Raw genomic sequence first — 21,584 nt, 5'->3', positions numbered from 1 at the left:
GAAATCACCATCGCTAAGAAAAAAACAACCTTTGTCTGCCAAAATTGTGAATATCATTCACCCAAGTACCTGGGGCGCTGTCCTAACTGTGGTTCTTGGTCTAGCTTTGTTGAAGAAGTTGAAGTGGCGGAGGTCAAAAATGCCCGCGTCAGCCTGACAGGTGAGAAGACCCGACCAATGAAGCTCAATGAAGTGTCGTCCATTCAAGTGGCCCGCACCAAGACCAATATGGAAGAGTTCAACCGTGTCCTCGGTGGCGGCGTGGTGCCGGGCAGTCTAGTTCTCATTGGAGGGGATCCAGGGATTGGAAAGTCCACCTTGCTCCTGCAAGTATCGACTCAACTTTCGACTATTGGTACGGTCCTCTACGTGTCGGGGGAGGAGTCTGCCCAGCAAATTAAGCTCCGTGCCGAGCGTTTGGGTGACATTGACAGTGAGTTCTATCTCTATGCGGAGACCAATATGCAGAGCATTCGGACCGAGATTGAGAAGATAAAACCAGATTTCCTGATTATCGACTCTATCCAGACCATTATGAGCCCTGACATTTCTAGCGTGCAAGGCTCTGTCAGTCAGGTCCGTGAAGTGACCAACGAGCTCATGCAGATTGCCAAGACCAACAATATCGCAACCTTTATCGTCGGCCATATGACCAAGGAAGGAACCCTAGCTGGACCGCGGACCTTGGAGCACATGGTGGACACCGTTCTCTATTTTGAGGGCGAGCGGCAGCACACCTTCCGTATCTTGCGGGCGGTCAAAAACCGCTTTGGCTCCACCAACGAAATCGGCATTTTTGAAATGCAGTCGCAGGGCTTGGTCGAAGTCCTCAATCCTAGCGAGGTCTTTCTGGAAGAGCGTTTGGACGGAGCGACTGGCTCGGCTATTGTCGTGACCATGGAGGGCACCCGCCCTATCCTTGCCGAAGTGCAGGCTCTGGTGACGCCGACCATGTTTGGCAATGCCAAGCGGACCACGACAGGCTTGGACTTCAACCGTGCCAGCTTGATTATGGCGGTTTTGGAAAAACGGGCAGGCCTGCTCCTCCAAAACCAAGATGCCTACCTCAAGTCAGCAGGCGGTGTCAAACTGGATGAGCCAGCTATTGATCTGGCGGTCGCAGTTGCCCTTGCCTCCAGCTACAAGGATAAGCCAACCAACCCACAAGAATGCTTTATAGGCGAAATCGGTCTGACAGGTGAAATCCGCCGCGTTAATCGGATTGAACAACGGATTAACGAAGCCGCCAAATTAGGTTTTATCAAGGTTTACGCCCCTAAAAATTCCCTGACAGGTATCAAGGTGCCCAAGGAAATCACGGTTGTCGGCGTGACAACCATTGGCGAAGTCTTGCAGAAGGTGTTTGGGTGATATAGGCGTATGACCTGTATCAATCAATATGATAAGAATTAGTATTATAGAAGAGTTTGGCGTTTTCCAAACTCTTTTAATCTTTACTATCTGCCAAATTTAGCTGGCATTATGTTTACTAGTCGTTCTTGAGCCCAGTCTGAATTTGATTTCAAGAGAAGTAAATTGGGCTCAAATTGGGTAGAAATTATTTTTGAAAGGGTTTACAATGTTATTAAGGAGGAACTTATGATTGATAATCGTACACTTGCAATCCTCATGGAATTATTTGCTACTAGTCAAATGAACCTATATGAATTAAGTATTCAGACGGGAATCGACAAAGGCACACTTCAATCCAGTATCGAAATTGTCAATCAGTTATTAAAAGAGCAGTCATTAGACTCTATAGATTTTAATGAGGAATACTATAGTGTTCCAGACTCGTTATTAAAGAGTAAGGATCAAATATTTCAGTTGTTTAGCAATAGGCAAATCTATTTATCTCAGGAACAGCGCCAACTAGTTATTTATCTCTATACTTTTATTCGAAAAGATTTTGTATCTAACGTTCATTATCAGGATTTGCTTAGTGTCAGTCGTAATACAACTCTGACAGATATAAAAAATTTGAGAGAGTTGTGCCAACGATTTGCAGTACAATTCGAATATAGTCGGTCCTTAGGATACCACCTAGTTGGTGATGAATCTGATAAATATCGAGTGGCTATTTACGCTATCAGTGAGTGTCTACAGTCCTCAGTCGGCATTTGGGCCTTAGATTATGTTTTAAAAAGTTGGTCTGAGCCAAATCTGTTTGAAGATTTAAAAATGATTTCTCAGCAGACTTGCCAAGTCTACCAAGTATCGGCTTTAGAAGGGCGTCTGGATGAATTTCTATATTTCCTGATGTTCTTTGCGATTCGTAGGGACAGAGTGCAAGATGACTTAAAATCAGTTGGTAACCAGGTTAATTCTGTCGATGAGTTTGTACAACATTTGTGGAGACTGTTGCATTATTGTCCAAACTTGATGTTGAGCATCATATCAATATTGAAATTAATGAGGAAGATTTTAGTTCCATTAATATAAAAAAAGAGGCAACATATCCAGATATAAAAGAATACGTATTGAAAAAGTTTGGTTTTAAAGTTTCAAGTCTGTACATTGCACAAGTAAAACGCAAGTATGATCTGATCGAACGAGAAAATTATACTAAATTTAGAAAAATTGAAAGTGAGCAACATATGAGCATTTGTCCAGCTGAAAAGGAAGAAGCGATCAAAAATGCACTGAAGTTGTTTGGGATGCTTCAGTAGTGTTTACTGATGCTTTTTTGGAATAAGACTTCTTTTCATGATATATTGTTTCTATTGCGATTTTCTTCACATGATTTAAATTGCAAAAAGTTATTGCAAATGTTTGTCATTTACACTCATACAGGTAAGGGATATAATTTAAGTGTAAATGAGATAGCTATTGAATTTATTACGAAAGAGGTGTACTAATGTTAACCAAGAGACAGCTGAAATTGGTCGACATATTGGGAAAGTCTGATGATTATCAGACTGTAGCACAACTATCAAATAGTTTAGGTGTATCAGAAAGGACACTTCATACAGAATTAAAGACTCTTGAAGAAGCAGGGTTAAAATTAAAGAAGAAAAGAGGTCGTGGAGTAAAGTTAATAATTCAAGATGAGAGTTTTGATGATTTATCTGATTTTGAGATTGATTCAGTACTAAGTAGACGAATAGATATAATGCGTAGGTTAATATTCAATAGAGAGCGCATAACAATGGTTAGCCTTTCTGAAGAGTATTTTACAAGTACAACTTCTATTCAAAATGATTTACATTTTATTGAGACTGTTTTATTTCATGGTACTACAGCAAAATTAACTAGTGATCATTTTGGTACAAGGTTAAGTACCACCACTACTGAAGAATGTATCAAAGTAATGGTAAATTTCAACTCATTCGTTATTACTGAAACAATTAATAATGTTTTAGATGAGGGAAGTGAAATTGATAAATTGGTAGAGTTTTACTCTGAAGATATTATCAATGTTTGTAAGAATATTCTCTATAGTTTTGTTAAAGAAAACGTAGATACAATTTCTGATATATATGTGGAGAGTTTTTTAAGACACTTAATTGTTTTAGTTTATCAATTAACTAATGAAAATCATCTAGTACTAGTTGGAAACTCTGTTGATTATTACCAACATGCATTTTACATTGATAGTGCTGTTAAAATTTTACATAAGGCATCATTAAGGTTAAATTTTGAATACAATAATGATGATGTTCAATATCTATCTTTGCTCTTACTAAACTATCGATTTGAGCAATTGCCCGTGGAAGCTTTGAACAACGAAATTATTGAAAATCTAATTAAGCAAGTTTCTCAAGCTATGAATATAGATTTTACGAAGGATGATACCTTATTTTATCAACTTCAAAAGCACGTTCCTGCTATGCTCTCAAGATTAAAGCATCAAACAGTCGTGAAAAATCCGTTTACAGAGCAAATTAAATTGGAGTATTCGATAACTTACAATATTCTCTGGATGGTAGCTGAAAATCTGATTCAAAATGCAGAAGTAAGAATAAACTCAGATGAGATTGCTTTTCTCACTCTATATTTTCAATTATCTATAGAGAAAATTGGAGGGGGGAGAAAGATTCTTGTTATTTGTCCAACAGGAATTGTAACCTCTGAGCTCCTAATTAATAGAATTAAAACAGTTTCACCTTCATTTGATACTGTTGAGGTTGCTTCTACATCTGAGGCATTAGAAATAGATCTAGATTCATATGATTTAATATTGAGTACTGTAAAGCTAAATAGAAAGATCAAACATGCCCATTTTGTATCACCATTAATAAGTAATGATGAACTAAATCGTTTGTTTAGTAAAAATAAAGTAGCCCAAAACCAAGAAATATCGGAAAATATTCTTCATAACTATGTAGGTGACGAAGTAGTTTTTATCAATAACTCGCTAAATAGTCGTGAAGAAGTATTTCATCATGTTAGTAACTCTCTTAGGAAGTTAGGATATGTAAGGGAATCATTTCTCGATAGCCTATCAGAGAGAGAAACCTTGGGTGGGACTGATTTACCTATTGGTGTTGCGATTCCTCACGGTAAATCAACTGATGTAAATAAAACATTTGTTTCCGTTGTAAAACTTGATAAAAAAATTCATTGGCAAGAGTACAAAGTTAATTTAATATTTATCATTGGAATAGCCAAAGAGGATATAAAACAGACAAAACGTATCATCTCCAATATTTATAACATTATTAATAATGAACAGATATTAAATGAGTTACGTAAAGTAGATTCGACTAAGGAGGTTGAGAAAATTATATATGGCAGATAATAAAATTATAAGTCCAGAGTTAATTTTTTTAGATGAAACTTTATCTGACAAGAGTGAGATTATTAAATATATTGCGAAAAAGGCTAAATCAATTGGTTATATTACTGATGAACAAGGTTTTTATGAAACCGTAATGAAACGAGAAGAAGAAATCCCTACAGCAATTGGCTATGATATTGCAATTCCACACGGAAAAACAGATGTAATTGTACAACCATTTATTGCCTTCTTTAGAACTAAAAAGAAATTTACTTGGACTGAGGGATTTGATGATGAGGTGCAGTTGATTTTTCAAATCGGTGTTCCAGAAACTGGAAATGAAAAACTACATCTTAAGTTTATTTCAGAAGTAAGTAAAAAACTATTAGACGTAGAGTTCAGAGAAAAGCTGAAAAGTATTACAGAGCACAATAAAGTATATGAATTGTTAAATTCAATCGAAGTTTAAACCAAAGGAGAAACATTATGAAAGTTGTTGCTGTAACTGCATGTCCTACAGGAATTGCACACACTTACATGGCTCAAGAAGCTATTGAAAAAGAGTGTTTAAAACGTGGTTATGAAGTTCAAGTTGAGACCCAAGGTGGAATGGGGATTGAAAATGAACTCGAACAAGAGACAGTTGATGCTGCTGATGTAGTAATTTTGGCAGTTGCTGTTGAAATTGAAGGTCAAGATCGCTTTGAGGAGAAAGAAGCTTCTGGAAAAGTTCTTTATGTTGAACCCGGTGAAGCAATCCGAAATCCCGCTGCAATTATAGACCAAGCTGAAACAATCTAATATTGGAGGATTTTAACATGGAATCTAAAGTTATGAAAGAGCTTCAAAAAGCGTTTAATACTGGTGTATCTTATATGTTGCCAGCTGTAGTTGCTGGTGGTGTATTCATTGCTTTGTCACTTGCTACTGGTAAGCCAGGTGAAGGTGGTATGGAAACAACGAGCCAATTCATGCAAAATATGCTTGATATAGGGGTCGGTGCATTTGCCGTAATGATTCCTTTGTTGTCTGGTTATATTGCGTATTCAATTGCTGGTAAACCTGGTTTGGCACCTGGTATGGTTCTTGGATATGTTGCAAATAACCCAATTGGTGAAGCACAAGTTAAAACAGGTTTCCTTGGGGCTATGTTGCTAGGTGTTCTAGCGGGATACTTTGTAAAATGGTGTAAAACGTGGAAAGTTAATAACACTATTCGTACATTGATGCCAATCATTATTATTCCTATTCTATCTGTATTTACACTTGGAATGCTATATATTTATGTTATTTCTGTTCCAATCGGAGCGGCAATGACTTGGTTGGTTGATACACTAAGTGAAATGCAAGGTGGTTCAGCAATTCTTCTAGGCTTGATTATTGGTGCAATGACTGCCGTAGATATGGGTGGTCCTATTAACAAGACTGCAACAGCATTTACATTGGCTTTGATGGCAGAAGGAATTTACTCACCAAATGGTGCTCATCGTATTGCAGTAGCAATCCCACCACTTGCTATGGCTATTTCAACAATTATTGACCGTAAGAAATATACAAAAGAAGATAAAGACTTGGGTATGTCTGCACTATTTATGGGGTTGATTGGTATCACCGAGGGTGCGATTCCATTTGCAGTCAAAGATATGAAACGTGTTCTTCCTGCTATTATTATTGGTAGTGCAGTTGGTGGTGCTCTTGGTATGATTAACAATGTTGAAGCATTAGTTCCACATGGTGGTTTGATTATTCTACCAGTTGTAAATGGAAAACTTTGGTATTTCTTGGCAATGTTGATTGGTACTTTGGTTTCAGTTGCTATTCTTCACTTTACTAAACCAAATTTGCCAGAAGATGAACTAAATAAATAACAAATCGTAGATTGAAAGAATCAACTTTATATTTCGTGACAAATAAGCTAATAATTTGAAGTTGTTTCATATAAAATTAGATTTAGGTATAGAGGTATTAATTATGAGTAAATTATCAATTAAAAGTGTTGTAAACGGACTTTTGGAATTGCAAAAAACGGGTGAATCAGCAACTTTACTTGGTATTGGTCCAATGTCAAAAAACTGTGTGCAGGCTACTCTTGAACTTTCAAAAGAAGATGATTATCCAGTAATGTTTATTGCTAGTCGAAATCAAGTTGATTTAGATGAGCTGGGTGGTGGATATGTAAATGGTTGGAATCAGTTTACATTTGCAAAAGCTGTTGAAGAAGTAGCTGTAGAAATTGGTTACGATAACTTGTACTATCTATGTCGAGATCATGGCGGACCATGGCAACGTGATAAAGAACGTAATGACCATTTACCGACAGATGAAGCAATGAAGCTTGGTCAGCAGTCTTATGTAGGAGATATTGAAGCAGGATTTGATTTGTTGATGATTGACCCAACTAAAGACCCATTTGAGGTTGGTAAAGTAATCCCTTTGGATACAGTACTAGAGCGTACAGTCGAGCTTATTGAATTCTGTGAAAACGAACGTAAAGCTCGTAATCTTCCCGAAATTGGATATGAAGTTGGTACAGAGGAAACAAATGGTGGTTTGACTTCAACTGAGACATACGAAACATTTATCAATCGACTTCAAGTAGAATTAGATAAACGTGGTTTGCCTATGCCTACATTCATCGTAGGGCAAACAGGAACACTTACTCGTAAAACAGAGCAAGTTGGTAATTTCAACTTTAAAAATGCATATGATTTGTCACAAATGGCGAAAAAATATGGCGTTGGTTTGAAGGAACATAATGGAGACTATCTAGATGATGTAACTCTCCTTGAGCACATTCCATCTGCGATTACAGCGACAAATGTTGCTCCTCAATACGGTACAGAGGAAACACGTGCATATTTAAATCTTGCAAAAGTAGAACAAAAACTTGTAGAGTATGGATTAGTTACTGAGCCTTCAAATATTTCAAAAACGTTGCTTGTTAAGGCTATTGAAAGTGAACGTTGGAGAAAATGGATGGTTGGTGATCAAGTAAATCTTACTGTTGAAGAAATTCTAAATGGTGAGGTCACACTTCAAGAAGAAATTCTTGACATTGCTGGTCACTATACATTCAATGATGATGAGGTTAAAGCGGAAATTGAAAAATTGTATGCGAATCTTAAAGCACACAATATTGATGGTAAGCGCTATGTGATTGACCATATTAAACGTCCAATTCGTGATTATGCAGAATGTTATAACCTAAAAGGTGTAACTACACGAATTAAGAATGTTATCAAGTAAAGAAATTGTCCCTTGTTAGGGACAGTTTTTTTCAAAATTGAAAAATAGGTAAATATATTTGGAGGATAATAATGAAATTTTTTCTAGATACCGCTAATGTTGATGCTATTAAAGAAATTAGCTCTCTTGGAGTTGTCAATGGTGTCACTACTAACCCTACAATTATTTCTAGAGAAGGAAGAGACTTTGAGACAGTCATTAAGGAAATATGCACTATCGTTTCAGGTCCGGTTTCTGCCGAGGTTACTGCTTCGACAGCTACAGGAATGATTGAAGAAGCAAGACAAATTTCTAAATGGGCCACTAATGTAGTTGTTAAAATTCCTATGACATCAGAAGGACTTAAGGCGGTCTTAGTTTTATCTGAAGAAGGGATTAAGACAAATGTTACTCTTGTATTTACAGTTTCTCAAGGTTTAATGGCTATGAAAGCAGGTGCGACCTTCATTAGTCCGTTTGTGGGGCGTTTAGAGGATATTGGTACTGATCCATATGCACTTATTGAAGATTTAAGAACAATTATTGATATTTATGGATTTGAAACTGAAATTATCGCAGCAAGTATTCGTAATGCAGCTCATGTTGAAGCGGTAGCAAAATTGGGTTCTCATATCGCTACAATCCCAGACCATTTATTTAATAAAATGACTCAACACCCACTCACCTCTGCTGGAATTGAGACATTTATGAAAGACTGGGAAGCATTTAAAAAGTAGTTAGTAATGTCAAAAGTAATATTTTTTGATGTTGATGACACGCTTTACAACCAAATTGAACCATTCCGTAAAGCATTTGAAAAAAATTTTCGGTTTCCTGATATTGATATTGAGGCTGTTTTCAAGACAAGTAGAAGACTAAGTGATGAGGTGTTTGAAAAGTCTGAAAGTGGGGCAATATCAATGGATGAAATGCAAATTTATAGAATTAAAAATGCTTTGCAATTGTATGGATTCAATATTTCAAATATAGATGCTTTACAATTTCAAAAAGACTATTCAAAATTTCAAAACAATATTGAACTCTCCAGGAGACTAAAGGTTCTATTTGATACTCTGATAAGTAATGATATTATTCTTGGTATAATAACAAATGGTCCTAGCAGTCACCAATGGACAAAAATTTCAAACTTAAATTTGAATAGCTGGATACCAAAAGAACGTATGATTATTTCAGCTGATGTTGGTGTCGCAAAGCCAAATAAGAAGATTTTTGACTTAGCCAAAAGTAAAGTATCTGATGATGAACATGAGTATTATTATGTTGGTGATTCATTCCTGAATGATGTTGTTGGTGCAAAAAAAGCAGGATGGAAATCAATTTGGTATAACCATCGTAAGCGTGTGGCAGATAATGAGTCTGTGGCCTCTGATTTTGTTGTAGAGAACGAAGAGGACTTGACTCAATTATTAATAGAAATAATTTCTAAATAGTAAATAGTAAACCATAAACTATTCTTAGAAAGGAATAATTAATGACTTTTGATAAAACTGATAGTCTAGCAGTAAGTACTATTCGTTCTCTTTCAATTGAATCGATTCAGGCTGCAAACTCTGGTCACCCAGGTTTGCCAATGGGTGCTGCACCTATGGCCTATGTGCTTTGGAATAAAATCATGAAGGTTAATCCTAAGACTAGCCGTTCATGGTCTAACCGTGACCGTTTTATCTTGTCTGCAGGACATGGTTCAGCCCTTCTTTATAGCCTCTTGCACCTCTCTGGCTACGATGTGTCTATGAATGACTTGAAAAACTTCCGTCAATGGGGCTCAAAAACACCAGGTCACCCAGAAGTCAATCACACAGACGGTGTTGAAGCGACATCAGGTCCTCTTGGTCAAGGAATTGCCAACGCTGTCGGTATGGCCATGGCAGAAGCTCACCTAGCCGCTAAGTTCAACAAACCAGGTTTTGACATCGTTGACCACTATACCTTTGCCCTTAATGGCGACGGCTGTCTTATGGAAGGTGTGGCTCAAGAAGCTGCCAGCCTAGCTGGTCACCTCAAATTGGGTAAATTGGTTCTCCTCTACGATTCAAATGATATCTCTCTAGATGGTCCAACTTCAATGGCTTTCACAGAAGACACCAAGGCTAAATTTGAAGCTTACGGTTGGCAACACATCTTGGTTGAAGATGGAAATGATATGGAAGCTATTGAAGCAGCTATCGAAGCTGCCAAGGCTGAGACAGACAAACCATCTATCATCGAAGTGAAAACCATCATCGGTTACGGTGCTGAGGGTCAGGGGACATCAGCTGTTCACGGAGCTCCGATTGGTCAAGAAGGTATCGACCATGCTAAGTCAGTTTATGGCTATGATGCGCCAGCCTTTACCGTACCAGAAGAAGTTGCAGAGCGTTTTGAATCAGGTATCCAAGCGCGTGGTACTCAAGCAGAAGCAGCTTGGAATGAACTTTTTGTTAAGTACCAAGCTGAGTATCCAGAACTTGCAGCCGAGTATCAAGCTGCCTTTGAGAAAAAAGGAGCAGAAGTAGAGCTTAAGGATTACGAACTTGGTACAGCTGTTGCCAGCCGAGTATCAAGTCAAGAAGCTATTCAACAAATCGGTCAACAAGTTGCTAACTTCTGGGGTGGTTCAGCTGACCTTTCAGCTTCAAACAACACCATGAACAAGGCTGATTCAGACTTCCAAGCTGACAATTACGCTGGCCGCAATATCTGGTTTGGTGTCCGTGAGTTTGCTATGGCGGCTGCTATGAATGGGATTGCCCTCCACGGTGGAACACGTGTTTACGGCGGAACCTTCTTTGTCTTCTCTAACTACCTACTTCCAGCGGTTCGGATGGCAGCCTTGCAGAGCTTGCCAGTGACTTATGTCATGACTCATGACTCTATCGCTGTTGGTGAAGATGGTCCGACCCACGAACCTGTGGAACAATTGGCATCAGTTCGTTCAATGCCAAATCTTAACGTTATCCGTCCAGCTGATGGTAACGAAACCAATGCTGCTTGGCAACGTGCCTTGACTGAAACTGACCGTCCAACCATGTTGGTTCTGACTCGTCAAAACCTGCCAGTGCTTGAAGGCACTAAAGAATTGGCAGCAGAGGGTATCAACAAGGGGGCTTACATTCTTTCAGAAGCTAAAGGTGACCTCGATGGTATCATTATCGCAACAGGTTCAGAAGTTAAATTGGCACTTGATTCTCAAGCAGCTCTTGCTGATCAAGGTACTCATGTTCGTGTTGTTTCAATGCCTGCCCAAAATATCTTCGACGAACAGTCAGTAGAGTATAAAGAAGAAGTTCTTCCGGCTGCTGTCACAAAACGCTTGGCTATCGAAGCTGGTTCAAGCTTCGGTTGGGGAAAATACATTGGCCTTAATGGTAAAACCCTCACTATCGACACTTGGGGTGCCTCAGCACCAGGTATTCGTATTTTTGAAGAATATGGTTTCACGGTTGAAAATGTATTAGATTTATATCAATCCTTAATTTAGAGTCCTCTCCAGATCTAATTAAGATTTTGTTTTGTTTACAAAAAAGTAGTAAGAAATATCCTGTACTGACCCCAAAAGTTAGATCTTTTCTGTCTAACTTTTGGGGTGCGGTTCAATCCTTACTACTTTTTAAATACTCGTCACAGTCTTCTGATAGATGTACTTCCTCGTTATCCCAGTCTCCTCAACCTCTTCAACATCAAAGATAAAGTAATGGTCATGACTATCTTTAGCGTTCTCTTTGTTGAGTTTGAAGTAGTTCTTGTTGGACTTTTCCATGGTTAGTAAGATAACATCTGTCAAGAAAGTTAGAGGTGTATCTAGTGCTGAAAAGTGATAAAAGTCTAATTCAAACTGACGATAACCATCACTGAAATAGTCCATTTGGAGTTGATTTCTATTGAGCTCAAGTAGATTCATGTTGTACCTCCTCGACTAATTCAATATTCAGAATATCTTTGAAGGTCACATTAATGTGGCCTTCTTTTGTTTTGATGAGGATATTACTTTTGTTCACTTCTGGAATGGTACCAGTATAGTTAACTCGTTTTTCACCATCTAGAACGACTAGTTTAGCCATAAGTTGACTAGCGTAGAGTTGACTTATCAAGAGTAGTTTCTTATCAAGGCTGAGGTCAGAAAGATATGTGATTTTGTTGGCATTGTCAGAGAGAGCTGTCGTATGTTCCGATAGGAAAAAGCCCATCCATTTTTGCATCTTTGTATCCTGGTACTCACTTGCTGACTGAAATGGCAAGTATGAACGGTCAATCATAGCTCGTCTAACCGTCCGAAATGTATTGTTTTAGATACTATCAAAGGACAAGGTGTTGATTTCCTAGAAACAATGGAGAGTAACCATCATCTGCGTTTGGATGCTGATTTGCGTGCACAATTAGAAGCTAGTGTCCATTCCTTAAAGCATAAGGAGGAGGTGTAGGATGAGACAAACGACAGAAATGCGTAAGGTTTATAGCCAATTTTTAGCTGAGGTTGGTCAAGTGAATCAAGAGATAGCAGCAGTGGAGGCAGATTTATCTAGCTCCATGTCTACCAACAAGTTGAACGAAGTTATCGGAAAACGGTATGTTAATGTTGGTATCATGGAACAGGAAATGGTGGGAGTTGCAGCTGGCTTGTCCTTGATGGGCTATCGGCCTTATGTCCATACATTTGGTCCATTTGCAAGTCGTCGTGTCTTTGACCAAGTCTTTATTTCTTTGGGATATGCCCAGTTGAATGCAACGATTATTGGTTCGGATGCCGGGGTCTCTGCTGAAATGAATGGCGGTACACATATGCCTTTTGAGGATTTGGGACTAATGCGTTTAATTCCTAAAGCTCGCGTATATGAAGTGAGCGATGATGTTCAATTTAGAGCAGTTTTGGAAGAAACTCTTACTGTTGATGGTCTTAAATATATCCGAACAATCCGTAAGGCACCGACCGCCATCTATGAAGGTGGCGAGGATTTCAGTAAAGGTTATCGAGTAGTTCGTGAGGGCGACGAAGCTATAATTGTAGCGAGTGGAATTATGGTGGAGCAAGCCTTACTGGCAGCTGAAAGGTTAGCAGAAGAAGGAATTTCAGTCGGTGTTATAGACTTGTTTAGAGTTAAGCCAATTCATGAAGATATTCCTAAGCTATTATCTGGAAAAGTTGTAGTGACTGCAGAAAACCATAATAGAGTGGGCGGTCTAGGAAGCAGTATTTGTGAGTTGATGGCTACAGACCCTAGCACTGTGGTTCATCGAATTGGTGTTGATGAATCTTTTGGACAAGTAGGGCAACAAGCTTACCTAATGGGGGTATATGGTCTTACAGCTCATGATATTGTTGCTAAGGTTAAAGATAGTATATAGAAAGCTGGGTCCCTCCAGCTTTTTATCTTGTCGCCTTCTCACCTGACTTGGCTTGAAAAATTCCTTGAAATATGGGACACTAGGTCTATGGATAGAATACGTCGTGAATTTCAAAAGGTTTATTATAATCTGGATAAAATCCTGCTCTTGTTTTTTGTCTCCTTTACTGTTATGGAGTTTGTATGGATTCCGCTCAATTCCTGGTTGGCAGAATTTCTTCTGTCGCTGACAGGCCATGCCTACCTATCTCCAACAAATATCCTCCAAGTCCTATCTAGCAATCTTTTTGTTACTATTCTTTTTGCTCTGCTGGTCATTCTAAATATCTTGGTTGCCTATCTGGAAATTGCCCTCATCTTTACTGGGGTTAGGCAGTTGTTGGACAGTCGGGTCAAGCATTTGAGAGATTATATTAAGGATGTTGGACGGGATATGGTGGGGATTATTGGCCATGCCAGTCTCGCTAAAATTAGCTTTCTCCTATGCTATGCAACGGTGTTATTGCCCTTTTTGCGTAGGATTTTGAATATTTATTATTTTAATAAGCTAGTCATTCCTCAATTTGTGTTGGATTATCTTGAAAAGAACAATCTTGTAGCCTTAGTGATTGCTCTAAGTTTGTTGGTCTTTTCTTGGTTATCTGCTAGGCTCATGTATGCTATACCTAAGATTTATTTTGAACACCGAGGGGTCAAGGAATCAGTAGCCCACTCCTGGAATCAAACCCGGGGGTGGCAGCAGTTGGTAGCCTACGCCCGCCTCTTGTGGACAATGACCTTGCCTGGTCTGGTTATACTTGGTGTTGGGCTCACCCTCTATCTGTTCCAGCTTTTGGTGGACAAGACTCTGCCTTCCCTGGCCTATCCCCTGGCCTTGCTGAGCTTCATCCTCTTCAGGCTGACCTACTATGGGGCTATTGCCATGTTTATGACCAAGTTTGTGACTCTCTTGACTGGTCAGCATTTACCAAGCTACCGACGAAAGCGCCTGCGTCACCGCCTCCGTTTGCTGATTGTGGTAAGCTCTGCCTTACTCTTTGGTTTGGACGGGGCTCTCAGCCTTTATTATCCCTTTGAAAGCCTGCCAGTGACCATTTCTCACCGAGGTGTGGATGATGAAAATGGTGTCCAAAATACCCTCGAATCTCTGGAGTTAACTGCCCAGCTCAGGCCGGATTTTGTGGAGATGGACATTCAGGAGACCAAGGACGGTCAGTTTGTCGTCATGCATGATACGAATTTGTTGGCCTTGACGGGAAATACCGGAGGTACGCACGATTATAGCTTGCAGGAGTTGACCTCCATGACCGCCTCGGAAAACGGTCAGTCTGCCCCAGTTCCGTCCTTCGATGCCTATCTGGATAAGGCAGACCAATTAGGTCAGAAACTCCTGGTCGAAATCAAGGAGACCAAGCAAGATAGTCCTGATTTAGCTAAGAATTTTGTCAAAAAATATGGGAAACGCCTCTTGGCCAAGGGGCATCAGTTTCATTCGCTAGATTATCAGACAGTTGTAGAAATTGAGAAGGTTCTGCCCCAGCTAAAAACCTATCTGATTTTGCCCTTTAACAGTATCTATCCTCAGACAGTAGCGGATGGCTACACCATGGAATATACTTCTCTGGACCAAAATTTCATGATGAAGTCTTGGTTACGCGGCAAGTCGGTCTATGTCTGGACGCCCAATGATGAGGACGAAATGACACGAATGGCTATGCTTCAGGTGGATGGGATTATCACCGACCAGCTTGAGAGCTTGCAGAGGGTTGAAGACAGTCTGCGGTCAACCACCCGCTATGCAGATTTGTTCCTCTTGCAGGTCGAGTCTTTGTTCTATGGATTGTAAAAACGTGAGTTCGGATGGAACCCACGTTTTTAATGTGAAATGGGAAGGAATTCCCATCGAAAACAAGTTTTGAGAGCTTCATACTAGCCTAGGAGTTGTGCCATTCTTCTCTGAGAATGCCGTATTTGACAGAGTCATAGTAGTATCCCTGCCAGTAGCGAACCTTGCGAATCTGTCCTTCTTTTTGCATGCCAATCTTTTCAGCTACCCGCATCATGCCAGGATTACCAGACCAGGTGGTCAGTCCGATGTGTTCCAGTTCTGGCATGCTTGTGAAAATCTGACGAATCCATTTCTGGAGGGCTAGGGTTGCGAATCCTTTGCCCCATTGGTTCTCATTATAGATTTCGATACCAACTTCTAGCCAGCGTGTGGCTTGATTTTCCCAATAATAACTAACCATTCCGATTGGCTCTCCATCTACCAAGATGCCTCGAACTTCTTCTGTTTGGAACCAATGATAGCGCGGTGATTCTTGGAAATTGGTGAAGTCTCTATAAGCCTGATAGTCATCGAAATAGGGTGCTGCGAATTCTTTCCAGTAGGGTTTTTCGTCAGAGAAGCCTATTTTCCAAATAGTTAGGAGTGCTTGTTCTGTAAGAGGGAGGAGTTCTAGGTTGGACATGGGAGTGCTCCTTTCTAGAATGGCAATTTCCCTGCGAAGGCACCGAGTTTCTTCTTGGTTGCCTCATCAATTTGTTCCAGCGCTGCATTAACCGCCTGAATGGTCGTATCCTGCAAGGTTTCGATGTCGTCAGCATCAACAACTTCAGGTTTGAAGTCGATGGCAACCAATTTCTTGTCGCCTGTCAAAGTTGCGGTGACCAAGTCTTGTGCAGAAGTGCCTGTAAACTGGGTTGCAGCCAGTTCAGCCTGGCTTTGCTCCATTTGCTTTTGCAATTTCTGGGCCTGTTTCATCATTTGTTGCATATTCATCATAATAGATATTCTCCTTAAAAAATCTTACGGATTTATTATAACACTAAAAAAGGAAATTTGGGAAGTCAGCGTGTGGTGATAGATCTGACTCTGTTAAGCAATTTTATTATTTTAAGGTTTTCACAAGTGTATTGATCGCTTGGATGGCTTCTGAGCGTTTTTTCTTAGGTAAATCAGTCATAAGGAAAATCAGTTCTTGGATGTCAGGATCGGTGGTAAATTCAACATCAAAAAAGGTAGGAATATCAACTTTTAATGCCACCATGATTTTTGACAAAGTAGATAGTGTAATATTATTTGATTTATTTTCTAGTTTGTAGATGTAGTTGTAGCCTAGACCAGCTTTTTCTTCGAGTTCCATTTGAGTCATTCCTTCTTGAATTCTTAACAAACGAATTCTTTTGGAAATATATTTTTGTAGTTTATTATCCATGAAAGTACCTCTTATGGACTATGATACAGGTATTATTTGATAACAAAACTACTATATAAAACTGTTATTTTTGTAAAACAGTTGTAAAAAACTGTTAGGATTGATAAAATACTTTTATAAACTACATGAGTTTATAAAAGTATTTTATTAGAAAACTAATATTTTGGAGGTTCAAATATGTCACTTTTCTATTCAGCTACTACAGCTAGAGCACGTCACAGTTCTCAAGTTATGACAGCATCCCAGAAAGAGCAACTACATAAAAATTATAAGAAGTATGCTATTCAAATTTTTAAAGAACGTTCTAAAACAACTGTTTTTGATGGCAGTGGATTGTTTAGACCTAAAAAATTAAAGATTTATTTCCATGAATGGCAATCTTCAGATATATTGCGATCCAGTGCACTTGGAAAAAAAGTAGCTACTTTCTATGAATATTCTGATGATAAGAAAAAAATTGCTACTAAAACTGCTACTGAATTACGTAAAGCAGGTTATAAAGTTGATGTTGAGGCTGGTGGTGGTTTACTTTTGTACAAACCAGCTAAGAAACGATAGGAGAATGTTATGGGAACTTCGAAAGTCGTTACTTTATTTTTATTAGATGGGACAATGACAGGACGTGTGAAGGCTTCTTTAGCTAATCATACAGGGGTAGCTATGAAAATTCCAAAACTAGATTTAGAAGACAGTGCCGACAGAGCTGAGTTGAGCTATTCAGGAATCTATTTCTTATTTGGCGAGGAAGAAGAAAGCCAACGTCCCTTAGTGTATGTTGGGCAAGCTGGAGAACGCAAAAATCAGCAAGCTACTTTAGGTAGATTAAAGGAGCATATGCGAAAAGAAGACAAGTCATTTTTTAAGGATGCAATTATTTTAACAACCACAGACAATAGCTTTGGTCCGACAGAAATTTCCTATTTAGAAAATCGTTTTTACAATTTGGCAAAAAATGCAAAACGATTTACAGTAAAAAATAAGGTCGAACCAACAATAGGTAATGTGACTGAGGAGAAGGTAGCGGAGTTAGAAGATTTTGTCGAACAAGCTATTATTTTGACCGGTGTACTTGGTTATAAAGCCTTCGAAACAGTTGGGAAAGTTGCTAATAAAACCATTATTCAAGATATCGAATCAGATAATTCTATTTCCTTATCGATGACTTATAATGGCTACACTGCCAAAGGTAGCTTGACAAATGAAGGATTTTTGGTCTTCTCAGGTAGTCAGATTTCACCTCAAATGGCAAATTCTGTATCCGATTCCGTTAAACGTTTAAGAGACTTTCATGCAGAAAGCATATCCAATGGTTGTCTTTCGGAGGATATTTTATTTACGAGCCCTTCCCAAGCTGCTTGCTTTGTCGGAGGAGCTAGTTTAAGTGGGAATAAATTGTGGAAAACACAAGCTGGTCAAACTTTAGGTGAATTGAAAGTGTAGGTAAGCAAAATGTTTTGTATTGAGTGTGGGAATAAGGTAGAAAAGGGTTTTAAGTTTTGTCCTAACTGTGGAACAAAGGTGAGCCAGAAGGTTGTAGAGACAAACCAATCTTCAAAAAAGGTGCAGAAACGAGTTGAGACCCAAGGGCGGGAGTATATGCTGCAAGCATATAGTGGAAATTTTTATGATAGTGAAAAAATGTACCCTATATCTGAGTTTAGAGAGATGTTTTTCTATATCAGTATGATAGAATCGGAATTCTATATTATAGTTTATTCACCTATTAAGAATGAAAAACAAGTATTTGTTAAATTACAAAATCAAGATTTACTCTCAGATAATTTTTCAGAAAATCAGATATATGTTAATTCATTTGGTATTTTTGTCAAAAGTGGAAAGTGGAATAAATTTGTTCATATTGATTTTGATAGTAAAATTCAGCGTGTACTGCCGATAAAGGTGAGTATGAATAATAATAATTACTATATTGCAGATCAATATATTTATTATGGTTTTGAGCATGAAATTCATAAATTTGATATTCAGACAAATACTGATGAATTATTATTAAAAAGTTTTAAAACGAAAGATGGTCAATCTATCGATTATAATGGAAGTATTTTTTTTGCAAATGATGAATATTTGATGTATTACCCTAACATTTCAGGACGTATTGTACCCTCCATATTTTCGATGAAGACAAAAATTGTTAGTCCGTTACCAAAATTTAAGGGTTTTGAGTTTCGAATGATGGATATGTCTGATAATACGATTTGGTACAACAAATTTCATGAAGATCAACTTGAATGGGGAGGCAATATGGATGGTTTTGATACATATGCAATTGGACTAGATTTTGATTATTATCGTTTAGAATCATTGGAATCAAAAAAGTTGGTCAAGGAATTTAATAGAGATATGAGTTTAGATTCAAAGTATGGAGCAGTTTTACGTCCAAAGCATACAACTTACTTTGATGGAAGGTATAGGTTTGTATTAGATAGATTATTGTTAAAAGATGGAACTACCAAATATAATTTTAGTCAACTTAATGATACGCAGATTTGGCAACCCAGACCGTTAGGTAATTACTTTCTTTCTTTGAAATCTAATAGTAAAAAATGGTATGTCCATTCACAAGAGGGTATGAAACTATTAGGGGAAATAAATTTTATAGAAAGTGAAGATTTACTAGACGGAAATGAAGGAGCATCACATTTAAGTAGTGTAAGAAAAAGTGAGAGTGAATTTCAGGGATTTAATGATTTAAATACTATTGAAGAAAATAAATTAGAAAAAGTTCAAATATTTTCAATGAATTACAAGGGCTATCAAGCTACTGGTTTTCTTTCTTCTAATGGCTTTACAGTTCAAAAAGGTAGTCAGGTCAATCTAGAGATAGTGCCATCTTGTCCGCAAGGTACCATTAAAGCAAGGCAACAATATGCTGATAAGATTAATGGAAATGTATTGGTGGCAGACATTAAGTTTTCGAGTATCTCTGCAGCAGCATCGTTTGTTGCTGGAGCTAGCCAAAACGGAAATGTTGTTTGGAAAAATGAGAAAGGTGTGACTTTTAAGGAGTTGCATTCTGAATAATAAATAAGGAGATATTATATTGGGACTAACAGATAATGAAATTCAGTATTTCAATAATACTCCTATCGCGAGGAAAGTAGATGTATTATACTATTACCTCGTAGAGGGACAAGGCAATATGGAAGAGATTGCTAGCATGTTAGGTATAGATGATAGTAGGCAGGTTTCTCAGATTACAAGAGGATACCAGTTTGAAGGGAGGAATCGGGGATTTTTTTCGAAAAAGTCACGATTTTTTACGGAATATGGATATGAAGTAACAAGAAAAGATATTGAAGATTTTGTGCGAACGTATCCTAGGTATGAAGACTATGGTGATTTGAAAGAATTCTTAATAAATAGAATACAGTGGGTAGGTTATTCGCAAGGATCATTTGATAGAGATAACCAACACCAGATAAATCACTTTCAAGAATCGAGAAATGATTATTCTTGGGTATTTTATCTAGTCGGAGGATTAATTTTATTAATCCTAGGGTATCAATTTTTATTATTTATTTGGGGTATTGTGAAACCACTAATTGATTTCTTTATGCAATATTGGTTAATGATCGTTATGTTAGTGGGAATAATTGCTTGGGTTATTCGAACGGATAAAAGGTAAAAATAGACTAATGAGATTAAAAAGGGGGATTATGATGAATCAAAAAGAATGGGTAGAATTTTTTCAAGCGTCAAATGGACGTAATCCAGAACCAGCTGAATTTTCAGAAGCATTAAAGAATGGGGAATTCAAGATAGAGACTATAGAGACTGAGGAGAATGTAGTTGAAGAGCAGGTTGCAGAGAATCGATCAGAAAATCCACAACTTCATTCGCAACCTAAATCAGTTATTAGTCAGAAAGATTTATTATTGAATACTGACTTGCGAGCTTTGCGCAAGCAGATTGAAGAAAAGGATACGACCTTGTCTAAGGATTTCTTTGAATTAGGATTAGCATACTATAATCAATCTATCAACCAGAAAGAAATCAACCTTGACCAAGAAGTGGCAAATATTATTGCACTTCTTCAAGAATCTTACAAACTACGTCAAGATTACAATATCCACGTTCCACGTGAAAAATCATGTTTAGCATGTGGTAATTTATTAAGTTCAGATAGTCGTTTCTGTTCGGTTTGCGGAAGTGATGTTCAAGAACTATCTGCTCTTGAAGAAGCAACTTTAAAAGAGTGTGACCTATGTTCTACTTTGCAAGCGGGTAAGAATAAGTTCTGTGCTTGTTGTGGAAAAGAATTTGCTTAGGAGAGTACGATGGATAAAAATCAGGTTTATATAGAACGTCTGAGGAAGGTTCTCTGGGAGAATCAAGAAGATTTAAAAAAAGTAACATCTTACGACTTTTGTACCTCCTGTAAAGAGTATGTCCTAACTTCAAACCATTGCCAACAATGTGGTCAAATGAACCTTTCAACGGAAACTGTATCCTTTCGCGAGAGCCAGTCATTACTGGATAATGGCCAATATTATATGGTTCAGTCAAATCGATGGTTAGATCGCTGGGGCTACTGGTTAGAGGAACAATTAAACAAATTAGGAATTGAAATCAATCAAGGGACTTTATACAAAAGTGCTTCTTACCATAAATTGTGGTTAATCAGTTTTACATTTTTATGTATCCTATTCCAATTTGGGGTTGTTTTTCCAAGTAGTCTATCTAGCAATATGATGGGATTACTATCAGTAGTTTTTGGGGTGATTTTAATTTTTACGAATTATCAGATATATAAAGGTCAGACGCACAAAGTTATATTGGGAGGCACTGGGATCTTAGTCATTTCAATTGTTGGATCAATAAATACTCAAACAATCGATATTTTCTTAATTACATTGATACAAATTATTCTTCCTTTGTTCTTATTGCTACTAATGAAAGGGAAAAATATACAAGATGTTGAAAAATATATATCTATAGAAAAAATAAAGAATTCAGTTAAGCCTCAAGCAGTACCAAGAAAGAGGGTTCTGTTGCAAAGTTTTAAATCTACTATCAAATAAGGTAGAATAATAGAAAAAGATAGCAGGAGGAATGACGATG

24 protein-coding genes are annotated in these 21,584 nt (G+C 37.9%); 19 read left to right on the top strand and 5 right to left on the bottom strand.

Translation table 11 applies throughout. The annotated features are described in order from the left end of the window. The first annotated feature begins 3 nt into the window (after positions 1-3). The 11 genes from radA (at position 4) to tkt (ending at position 11,426) form a co-directional block, all read left to right on the top strand. Entirely contained in the window at positions 4-1,371 is a 1,368-nt protein-coding gene (gene radA, locus ACHBIF_RS10470) for a DNA repair protein RadA (protein ID WP_394720403.1), read from the top strand. Positions 1,372-1,599: 228 nt separating this feature from the next. After that, positions 1,600-2,442: a hypothetical protein gene (locus ACHBIF_RS10465; protein ID WP_394720385.1), complete on the top strand. Its 843-nt coding sequence runs from the start codon at positions 1,600-1,602 to the stop codon at positions 2,440-2,442. Positions 2,443-2,480: 38 nt separating this feature from the next. After that, the gene (locus ACHBIF_RS10460) at positions 2,481-2,669 is read left to right on the top strand and encodes a hypothetical protein (RefSeq protein ID WP_238143414.1); all 189 of its coding nucleotides are present in this window, start codon (positions 2,481-2,483) and stop codon (positions 2,667-2,669) included. Positions 2,670-2,857: 188 nt separating this feature from the next. Beyond that, positions 2,858-4,741: a BglG family transcription antiterminator gene (locus tag ACHBIF_RS10455; protein ID WP_394720383.1), complete on the top strand. Its 1,884-nt coding sequence runs from the start codon at positions 2,858-2,860 to the stop codon at positions 4,739-4,741. Next, on the top strand, positions 4,731-5,189 hold the full coding sequence (locus tag ACHBIF_RS10450; RefSeq protein WP_105160735.1) for a PTS sugar transporter subunit IIA: 459 nt from the start codon (positions 4,731-4,733) through the stop codon (positions 5,187-5,189). The genes ACHBIF_RS10455 and ACHBIF_RS10450 overlap by 11 nt, the downstream gene beginning before the upstream one ends. A gap of 17 nt (positions 5,190-5,206) precedes the next feature. Beyond that, positions 5,207-5,521: a fructose PTS transporter subunit IIB gene (locus ACHBIF_RS10445; RefSeq protein ID WP_105160736.1), complete on the top strand. Its 315-nt coding sequence runs from the start codon at positions 5,207-5,209 to the stop codon at positions 5,519-5,521. Positions 5,522-5,538: 17 nt separating this feature from the next. Continuing rightward, positions 5,539-6,588 carry a PTS fructose transporter subunit IIC gene (locus tag ACHBIF_RS10440; protein ID WP_105160737.1) on the top strand — a complete coding sequence of 350 codons (1,050 nt, stop codon included), beginning with the start codon at positions 5,539-5,541 and terminating at the stop codon, positions 6,586-6,588. 103 nt (positions 6,589-6,691) lie between these two features. Beyond that, the gene (locus ACHBIF_RS10435) at positions 6,692-7,966 is read left to right on the top strand and encodes a class II D-tagatose-bisphosphate aldolase non-catalytic subunit (RefSeq protein ID WP_105160738.1); all 1,275 of its coding nucleotides are present in this window, start codon (positions 6,692-6,694) and stop codon (positions 7,964-7,966) included. 71 nt (positions 7,967-8,037) lie between these two features. Continuing rightward, on the top strand, positions 8,038-8,682 hold the full coding sequence (gene fsa, locus ACHBIF_RS10430; protein WP_394720379.1) for a fructose-6-phosphate aldolase: 645 nt from the start codon (positions 8,038-8,040) through the stop codon (positions 8,680-8,682). A 6-nt stretch (positions 8,683-8,688) separates the two neighbouring features. Beyond that, positions 8,689-9,396: an HAD family hydrolase gene (locus ACHBIF_RS10425; protein ID WP_105160740.1), complete on the top strand. Its 708-nt coding sequence runs from the start codon at positions 8,689-8,691 to the stop codon at positions 9,394-9,396. Positions 9,397-9,437: 41 nt separating this feature from the next. After that, positions 9,438-11,426, top strand: a complete 1,989-nt coding sequence (gene tkt / locus ACHBIF_RS10420) for a transketolase (protein ID WP_105160741.1) — start codon at positions 9,438-9,440, stop codon at positions 11,424-11,426. A gap of 129 nt (positions 11,427-11,555) precedes the next feature. Here tkt and ACHBIF_RS10415 read toward each other — a convergent pair whose 3' ends face one another. Continuing rightward, the gene (locus ACHBIF_RS10415; protein ID WP_105160742.1) at positions 11,556-11,846 is read right to left on the bottom strand and encodes a DUF5960 family protein; all 291 of its coding nucleotides are present in this window, start codon (positions 11,844-11,846) and stop codon (positions 11,556-11,558) included. Further along, entirely contained in the window at positions 11,833-12,201 is a 369-nt protein-coding gene (locus ACHBIF_RS10410; RefSeq protein WP_105160743.1) for a hypothetical protein, read from the bottom strand. The genes ACHBIF_RS10415 and ACHBIF_RS10410 overlap by 14 nt, the downstream gene beginning before the upstream one ends. A 166-nt stretch (positions 12,202-12,367) precedes the next feature. On the opposite strand from ACHBIF_RS10410, the gene ACHBIF_RS10405 reads away from it, so the two are divergent. Beyond that, a complete protein-coding gene (locus tag ACHBIF_RS10405) occupies positions 12,368-13,288 on the top strand; it encodes a transketolase C-terminal domain-containing protein (RefSeq protein WP_172068312.1) in 921 nt (306 codons plus the stop codon). Positions 13,289-13,375: 87 nt separating this feature from the next. Continuing rightward, the gene (locus ACHBIF_RS10400) at positions 13,376-15,133 is read left to right on the top strand and encodes a glycerophosphoryl diester phosphodiesterase membrane domain-containing protein (protein WP_394720375.1); all 1,758 of its coding nucleotides are present in this window, start codon (positions 13,376-13,378) and stop codon (positions 15,131-15,133) included. Between the two features lie 88 nt (positions 15,134-15,221). Here ACHBIF_RS10400 and ACHBIF_RS10395 read toward each other — a convergent pair whose 3' ends face one another. The 3 genes from ACHBIF_RS10395 to ACHBIF_RS10385 all read right to left on the bottom strand — a co-directional run bounded on the left by ACHBIF_RS10395 (position 15,222) and on the right by ACHBIF_RS10385 (position 16,505). Beyond that, positions 15,222-15,758, bottom strand: coding sequence for a GNAT family N-acetyltransferase (locus ACHBIF_RS10395; RefSeq protein ID WP_394720373.1), 537 nt, complete (start codon positions 15,756-15,758; stop codon positions 15,222-15,224). A gap of 14 nt (positions 15,759-15,772) precedes the next feature. Then, on the bottom strand, positions 15,773-16,072 hold the full coding sequence (locus ACHBIF_RS10390; protein ID WP_394720371.1) for a YbaB/EbfC family nucleoid-associated protein: 300 nt from the start codon (positions 16,070-16,072) through the stop codon (positions 15,773-15,775). 106 nt (positions 16,073-16,178) lie between these two features. Next, a complete protein-coding gene (locus tag ACHBIF_RS10385; protein WP_257104934.1) occupies positions 16,179-16,505 on the bottom strand; it encodes a helix-turn-helix domain-containing protein in 327 nt (108 codons plus the stop codon). Positions 16,506-16,682: 177 nt separating this feature from the next. On the opposite strand from ACHBIF_RS10385, the gene ACHBIF_RS10380 reads away from it, so the two are divergent. Genes ACHBIF_RS10380 through ACHBIF_RS10355 form a run of 6 tightly spaced genes read left to right on the top strand, consistent with a single transcriptional unit; the run spans position 16,683 to position 21,544 of the window. Then, positions 16,683-17,063 carry a hypothetical protein gene (locus tag ACHBIF_RS10380; RefSeq protein WP_394720369.1) on the top strand — a complete coding sequence of 127 codons (381 nt, stop codon included), beginning with the start codon at positions 16,683-16,685 and terminating at the stop codon, positions 17,061-17,063. A gap of 9 nt (positions 17,064-17,072) precedes the next feature. Continuing rightward, the gene (locus ACHBIF_RS10375; protein ID WP_394720367.1) at positions 17,073-17,945 is read left to right on the top strand and encodes a GIY-YIG nuclease family protein; all 873 of its coding nucleotides are present in this window, start codon (positions 17,073-17,075) and stop codon (positions 17,943-17,945) included. Between the two features lie 9 nt (positions 17,946-17,954). Next, positions 17,955-19,544 carry a DUF4357 domain-containing protein gene (locus ACHBIF_RS10370; RefSeq protein ID WP_394720365.1) on the top strand — a complete coding sequence of 530 codons (1,590 nt, stop codon included), beginning with the start codon at positions 17,955-17,957 and terminating at the stop codon, positions 19,542-19,544. Positions 19,545-19,563: 19 nt separating this feature from the next. After that, positions 19,564-20,148 (top strand): hypothetical protein, encoded by a 585-nt coding sequence (locus ACHBIF_RS10365; RefSeq protein WP_394720363.1) that lies wholly within the window; start codon positions 19,564-19,566, stop codon positions 20,146-20,148. 34 nt (positions 20,149-20,182) lie between these two features. Then, positions 20,183-20,791 carry a hypothetical protein gene (locus ACHBIF_RS10360; protein ID WP_394720361.1) on the top strand — a complete coding sequence of 203 codons (609 nt, stop codon included), beginning with the start codon at positions 20,183-20,185 and terminating at the stop codon, positions 20,789-20,791. A gap of 9 nt (positions 20,792-20,800) precedes the next feature. Beyond that, positions 20,801-21,544: a hypothetical protein gene (locus ACHBIF_RS10355; protein ID WP_394720359.1), complete on the top strand. Its 744-nt coding sequence runs from the start codon at positions 20,801-20,803 to the stop codon at positions 21,542-21,544. Positions 21,545-21,584 lie beyond the last annotated feature (40 nt).

Source organism: Streptococcus sp. A11 (assembly GCF_043674225.1).
GTDB lineage: Bacteria > Bacillota > Bacilli > Lactobacillales > Streptococcaceae > Streptococcus > Streptococcus suis_V.
The sequence above is the reverse complement of the archived record's forward strand: the minus strand, read 5'-3'. Positions and strand labels throughout refer to the sequence as shown.

Coding starts and splice junctions, on each gene's coding strand:
- ACHBIF_RS10455 (WP_394720383.1), top strand. CDS start 2,858: ATGTTAACCAAGAGACAGCTGAAATTGGTCGACATATTGGGAAAGTCT.
- ACHBIF_RS10395 (WP_394720373.1), bottom strand. CDS start 15,758: ATGTCCAACCTAGAACTCCTCCCTCTTACAGAACAAGCACTCCTAACT.
- ACHBIF_RS10440 (WP_105160737.1), top strand. CDS start 5,539: ATGGAATCTAAAGTTATGAAAGAGCTTCAAAAAGCGTTTAATACTGGT.
- ACHBIF_RS10465 (WP_394720385.1), top strand. CDS start 1,600: ATGATTGATAATCGTACACTTGCAATCCTCATGGAATTATTTGCTACT.
- ACHBIF_RS10380 (WP_394720369.1), top strand. CDS start 16,683: ATGTCACTTTTCTATTCAGCTACTACAGCTAGAGCACGTCACAGTTCT.
- ACHBIF_RS10390 (WP_394720371.1), bottom strand. CDS start 16,072: ATGATGAATATGCAACAAATGATGAAACAGGCCCAGAAATTGCAAAAG.
- ACHBIF_RS10385 (WP_257104934.1), bottom strand. CDS start 16,505: ATGGATAATAAACTACAAAAATATATTTCCAAAAGAATTCGTTTGTTA.
- ACHBIF_RS10415 (WP_105160742.1), bottom strand. CDS start 11,846: ATGAATCTACTTGAGCTCAATAGAAATCAACTCCAAATGGACTATTTC.
- ACHBIF_RS10450 (WP_105160735.1), top strand. CDS start 4,731: ATGGCAGATAATAAAATTATAAGTCCAGAGTTAATTTTTTTAGATGAA.
- fsa (WP_394720379.1), top strand. CDS start 8,038: ATGAAATTTTTTCTAGATACCGCTAATGTTGATGCTATTAAAGAAATT.
- ACHBIF_RS10400 (WP_394720375.1), top strand. CDS start 13,376: ATGGATAGAATACGTCGTGAATTTCAAAAGGTTTATTATAATCTGGAT.
- tkt (WP_105160741.1), top strand. CDS start 9,438: ATGACTTTTGATAAAACTGATAGTCTAGCAGTAAGTACTATTCGTTCT.
- ACHBIF_RS10435 (WP_105160738.1), top strand. CDS start 6,692: ATGAGTAAATTATCAATTAAAAGTGTTGTAAACGGACTTTTGGAATTG.
- ACHBIF_RS10445 (WP_105160736.1), top strand. CDS start 5,207: ATGAAAGTTGTTGCTGTAACTGCATGTCCTACAGGAATTGCACACACT.
- ACHBIF_RS10410 (WP_105160743.1), bottom strand. CDS start 12,201: ATGATTGACCGTTCATACTTGCCATTTCAGTCAGCAAGTGAGTACCAG.
- ACHBIF_RS10405 (WP_172068312.1), top strand. CDS start 12,368: ATGAGACAAACGACAGAAATGCGTAAGGTTTATAGCCAATTTTTAGCT.
- ACHBIF_RS10375 (WP_394720367.1), top strand. CDS start 17,073: ATGGGAACTTCGAAAGTCGTTACTTTATTTTTATTAGATGGGACAATG.
- ACHBIF_RS10370 (WP_394720365.1), top strand. CDS start 17,955: ATGTTTTGTATTGAGTGTGGGAATAAGGTAGAAAAGGGTTTTAAGTTT.
- ACHBIF_RS10355 (WP_394720359.1), top strand. CDS start 20,801: ATGGATAAAAATCAGGTTTATATAGAACGTCTGAGGAAGGTTCTCTGG.
- ACHBIF_RS10360 (WP_394720361.1), top strand. CDS start 20,183: ATGAATCAAAAAGAATGGGTAGAATTTTTTCAAGCGTCAAATGGACGT.
- ACHBIF_RS10425 (WP_105160740.1), top strand. CDS start 8,689: ATGTCAAAAGTAATATTTTTTGATGTTGATGACACGCTTTACAACCAA.